At 48.5% G+C, this 14386-nt stretch carries 13 protein-coding genes and 1 tRNA gene; 3 read left to right on the top strand and 11 right to left on the bottom strand.

Annotated features, from left to right (window positions below):
* Window positions 1-84 precede the first annotated feature (84 nt).
* Both fabK and acpP read right to left on the bottom strand, forming a co-directional pair.
* Window positions 85-1029: an enoyl-[acyl-carrier-protein] reductase FabK gene (fabK, locus tag DWZ61_RS14795; RefSeq protein ID WP_118539402.1), complete on the bottom strand. Its 945-nt coding sequence runs from the start codon at window positions 1027-1029 to the stop codon at window positions 85-87.
* 114 nt (window positions 1030-1143) lie between these two features.
* The gene (gene acpP, locus DWZ61_RS14790) at window positions 1144-1368 is read right to left on the bottom strand and encodes an acyl carrier protein (protein WP_022312879.1); all 225 of its coding nucleotides are present in this window, start codon (window positions 1366-1368) and stop codon (window positions 1144-1146) included.
* Window positions 1369-1668: 300 nt separating this feature from the next.
* Between acpP and DWZ61_RS14785 the strand changes: the two genes are divergently transcribed.
* Both DWZ61_RS14785 and DWZ61_RS14780 read left to right on the top strand, forming a co-directional pair.
* Window positions 1669-1755: transfer RNA gene (locus tag DWZ61_RS14785), tRNA-Ser, on the top strand.
* Window positions 1756-1921: 166 nt separating this feature from the next.
* Window positions 1922-3214 (top strand): AAA family ATPase, encoded by a 1293-nt coding sequence (locus tag DWZ61_RS14780; RefSeq protein WP_117466396.1) that lies wholly within the window; start codon window positions 1922-1924, stop codon window positions 3212-3214.
* A 20-nt stretch (window positions 3215-3234) separates the two neighbouring features.
* Here the strand turns inward: DWZ61_RS14780 and DWZ61_RS14775 are convergent, their stop codons facing one another.
* The 6 genes from DWZ61_RS14775 to DWZ61_RS14750 all read right to left on the bottom strand — a co-directional run bounded on the left by DWZ61_RS14775 (window position 3235) and on the right by DWZ61_RS14750 (window position 11606).
* Window positions 3235-4254 (bottom strand): SGNH/GDSL hydrolase family protein, encoded by a 1020-nt coding sequence (locus tag DWZ61_RS14775; protein WP_227061946.1) that lies wholly within the window; start codon window positions 4252-4254, stop codon window positions 3235-3237.
* Between the two features lie 43 nt (window positions 4255-4297).
* Window positions 4298-6568, bottom strand: coding sequence for a helix-turn-helix domain-containing protein (locus tag DWZ61_RS14770; RefSeq protein ID WP_117466370.1), 2271 nt, complete (start codon window positions 6566-6568; stop codon window positions 4298-4300).
* A gap of 37 nt (window positions 6569-6605) precedes the next feature.
* A complete protein-coding gene (locus tag DWZ61_RS14765; protein ID WP_118539400.1) occupies window positions 6606-7967 on the bottom strand; it encodes a serine hydrolase domain-containing protein in 1362 nt (453 codons plus the stop codon).
* A 92-nt stretch (window positions 7968-8059) separates the two neighbouring features.
* Complete coding sequence (locus DWZ61_RS14760) at window positions 8060-9607, bottom strand: ABC transporter substrate-binding protein (protein WP_117466373.1); 1548 nt, start codon at window positions 9605-9607, stop codon at window positions 8060-8062.
* 69 nt (window positions 9608-9676) lie between these two features.
* Window positions 9677-10579: a carbohydrate ABC transporter permease gene (locus DWZ61_RS14755; RefSeq protein WP_118504964.1), complete on the bottom strand. Its 903-nt coding sequence runs from the start codon at window positions 10577-10579 to the stop codon at window positions 9677-9679.
* Between the two features lie 10 nt (window positions 10580-10589).
* The gene (locus tag DWZ61_RS14750) at window positions 10590-11606 is read right to left on the bottom strand and encodes an ABC transporter permease subunit (RefSeq protein WP_118539398.1); all 1017 of its coding nucleotides are present in this window, start codon (window positions 11604-11606) and stop codon (window positions 10590-10592) included.
* 180 nt (window positions 11607-11786) lie between these two features.
* On the opposite strand from DWZ61_RS14750, the gene DWZ61_RS14745 reads away from it, so the two are divergent.
* Window positions 11787-12779, top strand: coding sequence for a pectinesterase family protein (locus DWZ61_RS14745; protein ID WP_117569093.1), 993 nt, complete (start codon window positions 11787-11789; stop codon window positions 12777-12779).
* Window positions 12780-12827: 48 nt separating this feature from the next.
* Here DWZ61_RS14745 and DWZ61_RS14740 read toward each other — a convergent pair whose 3' ends face one another.
* The 3 genes from DWZ61_RS14740 to DWZ61_RS14730 all read right to left on the bottom strand — a co-directional run bounded on the left by DWZ61_RS14740 (window position 12828) and on the right by DWZ61_RS14730 (window position 14378).
* Window positions 12828-13067 carry a cysteine-rich small domain-containing protein gene (locus DWZ61_RS14740; protein WP_117466378.1) on the bottom strand — a complete coding sequence of 80 codons (240 nt, stop codon included), beginning with the start codon at window positions 13065-13067 and terminating at the stop codon, window positions 12828-12830.
* A gap of 130 nt (window positions 13068-13197) precedes the next feature.
* Window positions 13198-13392, bottom strand: a complete 195-nt coding sequence (locus DWZ61_RS14735) for a hypothetical protein (RefSeq protein ID WP_118504960.1) — start codon at window positions 13390-13392, stop codon at window positions 13198-13200.
* Between the two features lie 119 nt (window positions 13393-13511).
* Complete coding sequence (locus tag DWZ61_RS14730; RefSeq protein WP_117569095.1) at window positions 13512-14378, bottom strand: carbohydrate ABC transporter permease; 867 nt, start codon at window positions 14376-14378, stop codon at window positions 13512-13514.
* Between the last annotated feature and the right edge of the window lie 8 nt (window positions 14379-14386).

Genomic DNA, 14386 nt, shown 5'->3' with positions numbered 1-14386 from the left:
CAGCACATTTTTATAATGCGCCGTTTTCCATATAACTACGCCGCCTGTCGCTGTTCGAAATCTGTTGTCAGCGGTTACCTGTCGCTATATTTTTTTATGCTGTCCTTGTGCCGCTATGCACTCCTGCGCCTGCTGCACTGTTTCTTCAATAATCTCACGGCAGGTCTGTTCTCTGCGGATCAAGCCTGCAATCTGTCCCGCCATCAGTGTTCCGTTTACGGTATCTCCGTCCTGCACTGCCTTCCTGAGAGATCCCAGCGTCAGCTTTTCCAGTTCCATGAAATCGGCATTCTCTTTTTCCAGCTTCAGATACTCCCTGGTCATCTGATTACGTAAAGAACGCACCGGATGTCCGGTAGACATTCCCGTCACCACGGAATCGATATCCTTTGCCTTGATGATCTGATTCTTGTAATTTTCATGGACAATGGATTCCTTGGATGCTACGAACCGGGTACCCATCTGGATTCCCTCTGCCCCCAGCATGAAGGCCGCCGCCATGCCTCTGCCATCGGCGATACCTCCGGCTGCGATCACCGGAATCGATACCGCATCCACCACCTGAGGAACCAGCGCCATGGTCGTGGTGGAACCGATATGTCCGCCGCTCTCCATGCCTTCCGCCACTACGACGTCTGCGCCGGCCCGTTCCATCATCTTCGCCATAGCCACACTGGCCACCACCGGAATGACTTTCACTCCGGCATTCTTCCACAGCTCCATGAATTTTCCCGGGTTTCCAGCACCAGTCGTTACCGCTTTTACCCCTTCTTCCACGACGATCTTCGCTACATCCTCCGCATTGGGATTGAGCAGCATGATATTCACGCCGAAGGGTTTGTCAGTCAGTTCTTTGCATTTACGGATTTCCTCCCGGACAACCTCAGGCGGAGCGGAAGCGGCACCGATGATGCCTAAGCCTCCGGCATTCGATACCGCTGCCGCCAGCTTATGTTCTGCCACCCAGGCCATACCGCCCTGGAAAACGGGATATTCTATTTGTAGAAGTTCCGTGATCTTTGTTTTCATTGTCTTTCTGATCCTTCTCGTCATTCTGCGTTATATTACATATTCTGATGTCGGGGTCAAAAGCCCCCGAATTTGATGCCTGCGGATTCTTGCATTCAGTCAGATATGCCGTTCTTACGCATGCTCCTGAATATATCTGATAACATCACCTACTGTTGCCATATTTTCCAATTCCTCGGAAGGAATGGACACACCATATTCCTCTTCAAACGCCATTACCAGTTCAAACAGATCCAGGGAGTCCACTTCCAGATCCTCCTTGAAACGGGTCGCCTCCGTGATTTCTACATTCTCCTGGTTTAACTGTTCTCTGATGATAGCTGCTACTTTCTCTAACATGTTTTTGCTCTCCTTATGCATTCTTTTTTAATATTCTGTCTTTGCCGCTTTGTTCTCTTCGGCACAATTGCTTTGGCTTCGCTATATCGTACAGCATTGCCCTGCGAATACTTTGATTATCAAAGTATTTATTTGCAATATACTACTTAGATGTTGTTCTGTCAACATCTTTTTTTATAACTACCGCTTTCAACCTTATTATCACGTAGGCAGTAACAATCTCATTACAAAAGGTTTTTTCGTTTCTCCCCTTGCCAAACCGGCATTTTTCAGATAAAATAATCTACGTTGTAATCTTTTGGAGACGTATCGAAGTGGTCATAACGGGGCGCACTCGAAATGCGTTAGCCCTTTTCGGGCACGTGGGTTCAAATCCCACCGTCTCCGCGCATAAATAAAGCCGGTAATCTGCGAAAACAGACTATCGGCTTTTGTATTTTAGAAAAATGTGATTATTGGTATTTGATTTTTTCAGAAAAATGTGCAAAACAGTTGTTTATTTTTCAGAAAAATGTGTTATGCTATTATTATTCCCGAAAAGGACGGTGTATTTATGAAGCGAAATGCAATGCAATCCCTGATAAACTGGAAAAACGACCCGGAACGAAAGCCTCTGATTTTGCGAGGTGCCAGACAGGTGGGTAAAACCTGGCTGATGAAGGAATTCGGACAGACCTGCTATGCTAATTATGTCTATTTCAACTTCGATGAAGAGGATGAATTAAAATCCATTTTTCAGGCGAACAAAAACCCCCACCGCATTATCGAATTGTTGTCCATGATAAGCGGTGAAAAAATCCAACCCGGTGAGACTCTGATCCTTTTTGATGAGATCCAGGAATGTCCCGAGGCCTTAAACACTCTGAAATACTTTAAAGAAAAAGCGAACGAATACCATGTGGTTTCCGCCGGAAGTCTGTTGGGAACCATTTTAGCCCAGCCAAAATCTTATCCGGTAGGCATGGTAAATCTACTCGATATTTTCCCACTGACTTTTGACGAATTTCTCGAAGCTACGGATCCTGCCCTATATACCTATTATGACAGCATTCAAAAAGAGCAAACGATCGAAGAGATTTTTCACTCTCGTCTATCTGAAGCATGCAATTATTATTTTATCATCGGAGGAATGCCGGAGTGCGTATCCTCCTGGATCAAATACAAGGATCCGGCAAGAATCTCCCAGATACAACGGGAGTTAATCGAAATATATGAAAATGACTTTTCAAAGCATAACGGGAAGATCAACAGTGGTCGTATTCTTCTAGTATTCCGCAGTATCGTTGCTCAGCTTGCAAAGCCAAACGAGAAATTTATGTATGGTGCTGTCCGCGAAGGAGGAAGGGCAAGAGATTTTGAAGAAGCTATCGAATGGCTGGTCTCGGCAGGAATGCTCAATCGCGTATATAATGTCTCCAAAATGGAGCATCCACTTTCAGCCTTCGACAAGCTGGATCAGTTTAAACTATTTGTCTTTGATACCGGGCTGCTTAAGCATATGGCCGGTATCGACAACAGTGCCATTCTGTTAAAATCAAGCTACCAGTTCAAAGGAGCATTAACGGAAAATTATATTTTACAGCAGTTGCAGGGACAATTTGAAATCGCTCCCCGGTACTACTCTGATAAAAACAGCGAGATTGACTTTGTGCTTCAAAACGGAACCGATATCATTCCGGTGGAAGTGAAAGCCGGGGAAGATAAATCCGCTCCCTCTTTCAAAAGATATGTTGCAGAAAATCACCCTGCTGCAGCCTTACGTTTTTCCAAACGCGGCTACCGGAAGGATGGTGACATCACCAATCTTCCACTGTATCTTGTATGTAAGACCAGAGATTTACTATAAATATATTTTTCTAAAATAGATCAGACATTTTTCAGCATTTCCTGCATAACCGGGTAAATCTGCTCCGCCATGCGCAGGAAACCCAGAGTATTCGGGTGGCAGCCGTCGACGGTGCATTCAGGGCGTCCGATCTTGCCGAAGAGCTCATGTCCGTCGACAAACCAAATCTTCTCATCGCCTCTGCGTTTCGCCGCCTCGTAGGTAGCGTGGACGACATCTCTACGGCAGATGCTGTCCTCTGGCTCCGCATCGGTATCGGGACGGCTGAGGAAGAGCACCGGAACATCAGGATGCGCTTTCCGGATGATCTCAAAAAACGGTGCATGGGTCTCCGCCAGATGCTCCGGACTCGGCGAATTGTGATCATAATCCATGACAAAGAGACTCATCTCGGGAAATCCCGCAAGATATTCCGCGAAATCCTCTTCGCCTCGTGCGCTGCCGGAAAAACCCATGTTACGGTAGTCCGCATCCAGCCATCTGCTGACGATACTGGTGTAAGCATTTCCGGGTCGGGGTGCGCATCCGCCCTCTGTAATCGAGGAACCGTAAAATACGATCGGCTTTTCCACGGTATACTCGGGTGCTTCCCATAGCTTCGCGCTCTCCTCGATGCCGATCTGCATCTCAAGGAGATGATCATTTCTCGGCAGATTGATCGTTACGAGTACCTCCTCTCCCGTGAGGTCAAAAGTCTTCTCCACTGTAATCTCGCCCTCGATATGGATCTTTGGCGCGATGTAACCGAGATATGTCGCCTCTGTGCCCTTTCCGAGATAAATATCTGCGCCCGCCGAGCCGGACAGCGGAATATTGATATCCTCTTTCGTACCCGCAAGAGTCATTTTTACATATAATTTCTTTGCATCCGTCTGAAAGCGGACTCTGCCGCCGACAGCTCTTCTTCCGAGGTAGCCGTACTGTGGGAAGCGCTCCAGTGCCTCTTCGGGCAGCCTGAAAAAATGTCTTTTCTCACTGTCTGCCACAGCGAGACCGTAGATTTTCAACGGTTTCTCCGTGATATCATATAATTTCATCATGTCTTTTTCCTCTCATCCACTCAATAGCATCATTCGCTAAGGTTTAATGCTGGCTCCGGCGGAACTGCCCCGGTGTCATGCCGTATTTTTTCTTAAAGCTGGTCGTAAAATAGGATGCATTGCTGTAGCCGACAAGCTCACAGATCTCCTGTATGCTGAGGTTCTCCCGCTCGAGGAGTAGTTCTCTCGCCCGCTCGATGCGGAGCGCCACCAGATAGTCAGGAAAGGTGCAGCCGCATTTTTCATGGAAGAGGCGGCTGAAATAGGACGGTGTAATATGATATTTGTCCGCAAGATACTGGGCACTGATATTCGGATCGCCATAATTGCTCTGCAAATACGCTATCGCCTTCTCCACAACGTCCTCTCTGCCCGTCTGCCGATTCCGCTCGAGGATCAGCCAGATTTCTTCTGCCATCCGGAAAAACCAGTCCTCCGCATCGTCCATATATTCATAGGATGCCAGTTGTCCCGCCAGTACCTCGTAATCCTTCTTCGTCAACGGTTCAAAACGGTATTGCAACGAATTCCGGTAGGTCTGCATCTGCCCAGCGATCTCCATCAGTGCATCCTGCGCTTTCTGGATCGATAGCTTTTTGAGTTCCCCGACAATCCTGCGGTACTCCGCTGAAAAGCCTGTCCGATCACTCTGCCGGAGTCTCTGGATCAATTCTTCTGATGACGGTGCCTGTTCCCCATTTAACGCCCTCTGCGCCATCTCTCCTTCCGTAACCACCGCACCCATACCATAGATAAAACGGTATGCTGTCGCTGCCCGCGCCATCTGATACATGAGATTTAACTCCGCAAATCCCTCTGTTTCGCCCTTTTCTCCACTGATTCCCACATCCATGCCGATATGGATCAGCTCTCCGGTGACTTCAAGGATATGCTGCGACGCCACCGTCACACGTTCCTCCGTTACGCTCTCCTCACTGAACAGAATCACCGCGATAAACTCACGGTCTACCGGCAAAACGAGGACGTTGCCCAACTCACGGAGCGTCTGCTCGACGATCGTCTTGATCGTCTCCATCTCAAAAGCGATCGCTTCTTCCGTGTTATTACTGTGCAGATCCTGGATATCGCTGAGGCGCATGACCACGACACGAATCCGGACACCCGGCTTGGCGTAAATCTCTTCCACCCACTCCGGCAATTTTGCGGTTTTCTCTCTGCTGATTAGATAAGCTGCAAGATCCTCCTGCTCTTTGCGCAGGTTGATATGGTTCAGTCTCTGCACCATCGTCTGATAGGTCTGGGCGATGCTGTACAGCTCCGTATTCTCCAGCTGTCTCGCCATTGCCTCGGAGGGCAATCCCTCCTCGCTGGCAGTCCGCACCATCTCGCCGATCGGATTGTATACACGATTCGACATCAGCAGCGCGAGAAGTAGTACGATGATCGCCACAAGCAGACCAATTCCCAAAAAGAGGAAGCCGACCCGGGTCATCGATCCGGTGAGATGTCGGTAGGAAATCAGCCATACCAGCGTAAATTCGTCATCAATCTCCGTAGCTACGGACAGGAATCTCCCCTGCGCCGTGCGCACAATCTCGGCGGACGTCTCGGTCAGATTTCTGTTTTTCCACAGAATATCCTCCAGACGTTCCCCGACCCGGTACATCTCCCGCGTTCCCTGCTCATAAACGATATTCCCGTCCCTGTCGATCAGCAGGAACTGTTCCTCCTCCGTCTTCGGCAGGGTTGAGGTCATGATCTTGTCGAGATCCATGTTGACTTGGATGCCGCTGCGTTTGCCCCCAGTGGTGGGATCCATCGATCCGCTAGTCAGGCAGAGGAGGTTCTGGCTCTTTCCATAGATATCCAGATATGGAATGACCGCACTCTCGTGAAACGTGCTCATCTGGAAAATATCCAGCATCCGCGCATCCCCGTTCTGGTCGATGGGATAGGAGGGATTTGTGCTTTTGATCAGATAATCGTCCTCGAGCCAGACATAGACGGAGTGAATCATCGGATTCACAGAAACAAGATTCGTAACCTCCTGCGCCGCGATCCCCGCGGTGTTGTCCCATGTAAATGTATTCCGGTTGATCAGCTTGCGGATATAGACGTCATTTTCGAGCACTGTTACCACATTCTCCATGGATTTGCCGTAATTCTGCAATACCAGTACATAGGTATCCATCCGGCTCTCGTAATCACTCTCCTGTTGCTGGATCTGCGACACACGGAACCACCCAAAGCCGAGAATACACGACAGCAGAATGCAGACTGCTGCCAGTCCGAAGCACACCGCAAATATTCTCCTCAGAATGATCTTTCCTCTGTATTTCTGAACTATCTTCATCCGAATTTTTACTCTCCATCTGAATCTTTTGTTACACTTATTCTATCTGCTCCGCCGCCCAGAAGCCTTTTAATTTTACAAACGGCGGTTCCGAAGTGCTTACCAGCCGGGCACTCATCCGATTACCCTTCCACGCAAAGTCCATCGCAACGTGCCCTTCCTCCTCATCAATAAGAAAGCTATGAAATACAAAATGTCCCAACATCCACTGTCCACGGCACATGCAGGTATAGTCTGTCTCCGGGAACTTCTGGTATTCCCATGTGTCGTCACCATAATACCACTCGTAGGTTTTCTCTGCTGACACAAGTATTATGATACGTTGCTCCCAGTCAAAGACAACCGTCTCCCAACCACTGGAATCGCAGGCTGCTCCCGCTTTGTCCTGCATTCCATAAAAGTGCCAGTGCTCTACACCGCGCCGTCTCTCTCCGGCTGGCAGTTTTTGTGTATTTGTATATTCCGGCATTCCTGTCACCGCAGGATATACCGTATCATAAAAGCAGTCATAGATCATCTGCAGTCCCGCCGGATTCCCGATCGTATCTGCCATCGTAAGGAATACAAGATCCCGTTCGGGGTAACAGAGCGCCAGCTGACCGCCCATTCCATAGAATGCAAAACCATCATAACGGGTCTTCCACATCATAAAACCGTAACCCAGCTGCTCGTCAAACGTCGGCTGAAGATTCGTCGGCACCTGACAAGCGGTCGCCTCCCGCAGGAAATCCGCCGGAATCAGCTGCTCACCGTCCAAAACACCGCCGCGGCAGCATAACATGGCAATCCCCGCAAGGTCACTCAGCTTGCTCACAAGACCGCTGCCGCCCTGGCTAACACCATAGGGATCCTTGAGAATATAGGCTTCCTCGGAGAATCCGACCCTGCGAAGCACCTTTTTCCGCAGATAGTCCAACATATCCATACCTGTCAGCTTCTCCACCAGCGCCGCCAGCACATGGGACGCCGATGTGTCGTAATTGAACACCGTTCCCGGCACATGATCCGGTGTCACCCGGAAAAAGGACTCCACCCAGTCACCGTCATAGCGTTTAAAGGTCGTGGATTCATAACAGGTACGCATCGTAAGTAAATCCCGGATCGTCATTTCTTCGCACCATGGATGTGCGCCACCCTCCGGCAGCTTTTCCGGAAAATACGTACAGATCCGATCGTCTAAGCCAAGCTTGCCCTCCGCTGCCAGCAGTCCCGTCGCCAGCGAGGTGAAGCTCTTCGTAATCGAATACATCCGGTGCAGGCTGTCCCTATGAAAAGACTCCCAGTAATGTTCGCCGATCAACTCCCCCCGATAAAGGATCTGATAGCCGTGCATATTTAACCGCAGGCTTTCCATCCGCTGCTCCATGCTCCGGACTGCGTTCTGCCATTTATTGTTCATCCCGAAATCTCCTCATAATCTTTATTATCTATTTTAATCATCTCTATTTTAAGAAAAAAAGCTGCCTGTTGCAAGAACAGGCAGCCCGAAAATCATTTATTAGCCAGAAATTCGTCGTACTGCTTCCGGATCTCTGCTACATAGGTATCCCAGCCTGCTGCCTTCAGTGCAGATCTCAGTTCGTCGATATTGGAGTCATAGTCCTTCAGACCTGCCAGCATGGGCTTTGCAAGCTCATCCCATACGCTGTCGATCTGTGCCTTCTCGGTCTTGATATTGGAGTAATCAATATTGAAGCCGAAGGTTGCGGAGGGCTTTGCGCCGTTATCCCAGTTCTTATATACTTCCATAAACTCATCGGTATAAGCAGTACTCGGGGTGGAAATATTTACGTTGTAGATCATCCACTCATAGAACAGCTCATCGTTATTTATCTTGGATACTTTACCATCGATCAGCTCGTAGTCGGTTCCCTCTATGCCATATGCAAACAGGTTTGCCAGCTCGGTATTCTTCTGTAACAGGTTCACGAACATCGCTACACGGTCAGCCTTGTCGGATGTGACGGGTACCTGGAATGCTGTGTTCTCGTAACTATTTTTGTAGATCGGCTTATCGGGACTGATATAGTACTCAGCAGTCTTGCCTTCGGGTACTACCGTCTGGAGACCCGGCTCGTTCTCGATCAGGGTAGTGCCGCAGGTTCCTCGCATCAGAGAGCTCATGTTCGCCTGGAAAGGCAGGGTTACAGTGTTGGTCAAAATATCCTTTGGGATCAGTCCCTCGTTGTACCAGTTATTGTACAGCTTTACAGCTGCCTCAAACTCCGGAGAATCCACGAGGCTTACGAATTCCTTGGTATCCTGGTCGATCCACAGATTGCTCTTGTCTACAGTAATCAGATTGCGGTCGCTGGTACCTCGGATGATGTAAGCTGCATCTGCCAGCTCGTAGGTCGCATATAAGCCGTACTGCTCTTTTGCTTTTTCAGCATATGTGGTAAGGTCGTCTAACGTTGCGATATTGTCCATGCCGATGGCATCCATGATATCCTGTCTTACACATACGGTATTGTATACACCGGCGGTCGGCTTGTTACCGATAGGGATTGCATAAACACCGCCGTCATAACGGTAAGCGTCGAATGCAGTAGCATTCATATTCTCGTGCCAGTCGGGCAGATATTTGTCAATCACATCGGACAGATCCTGTAAATAACCCTTGCTGTAGCTGCTGGCAGCCCAAGTGGGATCTACGATGCAGGCATCGAATTCCTGTCCGGAAGCGATCATCAGGTCAACCTTGCCACCTGCGCCGTTCTCGGTCCAGGGCAGATACATCAGTTCTACCTTGGTGTTGATCTCATCAATAAATACTTGCTGATATTTTTCTTCCATTAACTGCTGCATACGGGGAGATTCCTCACCGAACAATACAACCGTGATGGTATCCAGAGTATCGGGACGCAGCGGGTTGTCGCTGGTACTCGCATCCGTACTCTGTGCGGCACTGCTCTGCGCGGCGGATGCCGCGGCGCTGCTGTCATTCTGTGCTGCATCGGAACCGCAGCCTGCCAGTCCCGCCATCATGGTTCCTGCCATCAGCAGGGAAAGTGCTTTTTTACTCCAGTTTCTTTTCATAAGTAACCTCCTATGTTTTATTGTACTCTATGTTGCTATTTTTTAGAAACCTTTTTTAATAATCCTGTGTTATCCCTTGACTGCTCCGACGATCACACCTTTGGTGATATATTTCTGTGCGAAAGGGTAGAGTAGTATGATCGGTCCGACCGTCACACAGATTGTTGCCATCTTGGTCGTCTCCAACGGAATATTGATGTTGTATCCGAGGGAGGCATTCGCCTGATTTGCCATGAACTGTACGTTGGAGAGCATATTGTACAGATAGTACTGTAAGGGATACATATTCTGTTTATTGATAAACATCAGTGACAGATAATAGTCGTTCCAGTAGCTCAGTGCATAGAACAGTCCGACCGTCACGAGACCTACCTTTGCCAGTGGGAAGTAGATCACTCGGAAGATGCAGAGATAGTTCGCCCCGTCAATCTTCGCCGCTTCCGCCAGTTCCTCCGGGATGGACTTGAAGAAGTTGCGTAGCAGGAACACGTTGAAGGCGTTCATACAGCAGGGCAGCACCAGTGCGAGGAAGCTGTCTGTCAGATGGTAATATTTGGTACACATGATGTACCAGGGCAGAAGTCCTGCGGAAAAGATCATCGGGATGTAGAGGAACATATTCAATGCGCCCTTAGGCTTGAACTCTCTCACGGTCAGCACATAGGCAAAAGCCGCAGATATAAGAACCGAGAGAAGTGTACCGAATACTGTAACGCCAATGGTCACCGTATAGGCATTCAACAGGTTTTTACCCATGGATCCGAGGATCATCTGGTACGCTGAGAGGCTGAACTTTTTCGGGATGACGCGGTAACCGTTGACCGTTACGGAGGCTTCATCCGCGAAAGAGGTTCCGATCGCGAGTAGCAGCGGATAGAGACATACAATTGCGAAAATCGCTACTAGTATGTAAAATATTGTAATCAATACCCTGTCGGAGGCACAACGTTTTATTTTTTTCTGTTTTTCCATGATCTTCCTCCTAGAATAATTGATAATCCTTGTCAAAGCGTCCTACCAGCCAGTTGGAGAACAGTACCAGAATAAAACCGAAGATGGACTGGTACAGACCCACGGCAGAACCCATTACAAAGTCACCTACACCGATAACCGAACGATATACGTAAGTATCGATGATATCTGTCGTATCTAACAGCATCGGAGACAGATTTGTGATAGACATCATCATGGTCAAGTCGCCGCTCATAATCTTACCGATGGACAGCAGGAACAGGATGATAATCGTCGGCTTCAGCAGAGGGATTGTAATGTAACGGATCCGCTGCCAGAGGTTCGCGCCGTCTACCTGCGCCGATTCGTAGAGCGAGGTGTCGAAGCCTGCGATCGTCGAAAAGTAGATGATACCGTTGTATCCTGCGGATTTCCATATATTGCACAGGGTGAGGATGACTCTCCAGTACTTCGGATCGTTATAGAAATCCAGGCGTTCGAAGCCAATGCTTACCAATAAGTTATTGATCGCGCCGCCGTCGTAATTGAGCAGTGCTCTTAAAATACCACCTGCCACTACCCATGAAATAAAGTAAGGCATGATCGACAGCGACTGGCTGACCTTGAGGAATTTCTTGTGACGAATCTCGTTGAACATAATTGCGAGCCCTACCGCTGCCACCGTACCGAATACGGTATAAAAAAGATTCAGGATAATCGTGTTCTTCGTTGCCCTCCATGCGTTACTGAAGTTGGCGAAGAAGAATTCAAAGTTTTTCAATCCCACCCAAGGACTTCCGAAGATTCCGTCCTTAAAATTGTAATCCTTAAATATGATGACCAGTCCCGACATGGGGATGTAGGCAAACATCAATGTAAGTGCGATTCCGGGAAGTGCCAGCAGCCATAACTGATAATATTTGCGAAAGTGTTCCGCTACTTTATTGTTCCCATGTGGTCTGTTTACGACCTGCCCTTTTTGTTTTCCAGGCATTGCATTTCCTCCTCTCTGTAATCCGGCGCCGTGTCCGTCCGTTGCATTATACATATCATGCCTCCGGAGAGATTCTCAATCCAAAAAATTTCAAATAATCTCAAAAAATAACAAATGACAAGAATTTGAAAGCAGTTCATTTTTTTATAATTGCGTTGCTGAAACCCAGTATTTACAATTGTTTTTGAAATTTTAAGATCTATCAGAGATTGATCAAGGAGGAATATTAAGAAAATGACTACGATACACGTATCTAAAAATGACCCGTCCGCGTTCTCAACGTTACAGGAGGCGATCCTGTCCATCGACGATCGTCATGATGAGGCGATCCGGATCGAGGTGGCACCGGGCATCTATGAAGAGAAGTTATTTATCCGCAAAGAAAATATTGAGATTGTGGGAGATGATCCCCTGACGACCGTCTTCCGTTACGGCGACGGTGCAAAGAAGCCCCGTCCGGACGCCTCCGGAGAGTATGGAACGTTTAATACGGCGGTAATTTTTATCGCCGGGAAAGATATTACGCTGCGGAATCTGACGATTGAGAGCACCGCCGGTCCCGGATATCTCGCTGGGCAGGCGCTGGCAGTCTATGCAGCAGCCGACCGGTTGAGCTGTTACAACTGTCGTTTCACAGGGTGGCAGGATACAATCTTCAACGGAGATCCGATGACTTGTAATATGAAGAAACTGATGCTGCCGGACTTCTTCCAGGCTTCAGAAGTGCCGATCGTGCATAAGTTCTATCGGAATTATTTCAAGGATTGTTATGTCTGCGGCGATGTGGACTATATCTTCGGACCGAATACTGCATTCTTCGATCACTGTGAGATCCATTCCATCGCCAGAGTCAGCGAGGGAAAAGCATATATCACCGCCGCCAGCACTCCCGCAGGACAGGAATTCGGTCTTGTATTCTCGCATTGTCGGATCACAGGCGAGGAGCCGGACTCCGTCTATCTCGGTCGTCCCTGGAGAGACTGCGCGAAGACAGCGTTTATCTGTTGTGAGCTGGGGGATCATATCTGTCCCGAAGGCTGGCAGAACTGGGGAAAAGTTCGTGCAGAAGTGTTGTCAGATTATATTGAATATGGGAACTTCGGTCCCGGTGCGGACTGTTCCGGACGCAGCCCTCTCTCCAGATGCCTTGTAAATCCGGAGGTGGAGACGTATTTCTCCAAAGAAAACGTCCTCGTCGGCGAGGACGGATGGATACCGGCGGAATAATCTCCCGCCGGACCTGCTACCATTTTCGCTGCAGCTGTCGGACAGTGTCTAATTCTCCCGCAGAATCTGCATGATCGTATCATAATGCTCCGGATCATGCGGGAAGGTGCAGCCCGAGCAATCCTTGATCCGTCTGCCATTTTTCTCGAAATACCTGGGATTCCCGGGGCAGTGCTCCAAGCGGTACATGGGGCAGTAGCAGAACAGGCAGTTGAAATCTGCAAGTCCCTTGTGGCAGGGGAAATATTTACAATCTTTATTCTCAAAAAAACGATAGGAATTTTCCATTTGCAACACTCACATCCTTCCATAACCTGCAAAGTTTGCGCATTGGCGCAAACTTTGCGTGTGAAACATAGAACTTCTTCGCGAAAGAGCCTTTGCTCTGAGTGATTAGAAGTTCTTTTCACACTTTACACTACACTTCTTCCGCCATACACATTCCATGGGCAATACCCTGCTCCTTCAGCTGTTCCTCCAGCTGGTTCAAGGCATCATCTTCATCTTCTGCAAACACCATCGCCTGATAGACTTCCTCCGGTCCTTCCGGTGCCAGTGCTGTCACCTCATACATCTGCATGGCAATTACCTCTTTCTTCCTCAAAATACGCATTCACCCTTCTCTTTATTTTATACCCGTTTCCCCGTTTTTTTGCAAGCGAAAAGCGCCACTCCGGGGAAGAGTGCCGCTTTTCAGGAGAGATTTATGTATTGAATGTTGCTAGCGAAATATTAACCCTTGACGCTTCCCATTGCCACGCCCTGGACAATGTACTTGGAAAGGAACAGGTATACGATGATAACAGGGAAGATAGAGAATGCAATCGTTACATACACCTGACCCATATCAAACTTCAGGAAGTCTGCGGAACGCAGCTGAGCGATCAGGATAGGTAATGTCTTCATCTTGTCATCATGCAGAACCAGTGCCGGTGTGAAGTAGTTATTCCAGTTCGCTACGAAAGTGAAGATCGCCTGCACTGCGATTGCCGGCTTCATCAGCGGCAATACGATGGAATTAAATGTACGGAACTCACCGGAACCATCGATTCTGGCTGCCTCTACCAGAGACAGGGGCAATGCACTTTCCATGTACTGCTTCATATAGAAGAAAGTAGCAGGTGCTGCGATTGCCGGGATGATCAGGGGGATAAAGTTATCCTCCAGCTTCATATCAGCTACCAACTGGATAAATCCGAGTGCGGTAACCTGGGTAGGAATGGTCATGATTGCCAGGATAAAGGTAAACATGAACTTCTTTAACTTAAAATCATATACATGGATCGCATATGCGGTCATGGTAGAGAAGTAGGTACACAACACTGCACTGCAGGTTGCTACGATCAAACTGTTGATCATGCCTCTGACTACCGGCAGGGTTCCTGCCATGACGCCCTTCCAGTTCTGGATCAGATGTGTGCTGGGCAGCAGGGTAAATCCCTGTGTCAGCTCACCTTTGGATCTGGTTGCATTTACAAACAGTATATAGAACCAGAACAGGCAGAGAAAACTCATAATAACCAGTACGATATATGCAAGTGCTCTTCTGGCATGAATGCCCAGACCTTTTTTTGTCTCGTTTGTTTCTACGCTCAACATTTCTGCCA

Origin of the sequence: Clostridium sp. AF34-10BH (assembly GCF_003478095.1) — a bacterium.
In the GTDB taxonomy this organism is placed as follows: Bacteria; Bacillota; Clostridia; order Lachnospirales; family Lachnospiraceae; genus Acetatifactor; species Acetatifactor acetigignens.
The sequence above is the reverse complement of the archived record's forward strand: the minus strand, read 5'-3'. Positions and strand labels throughout refer to the sequence as shown.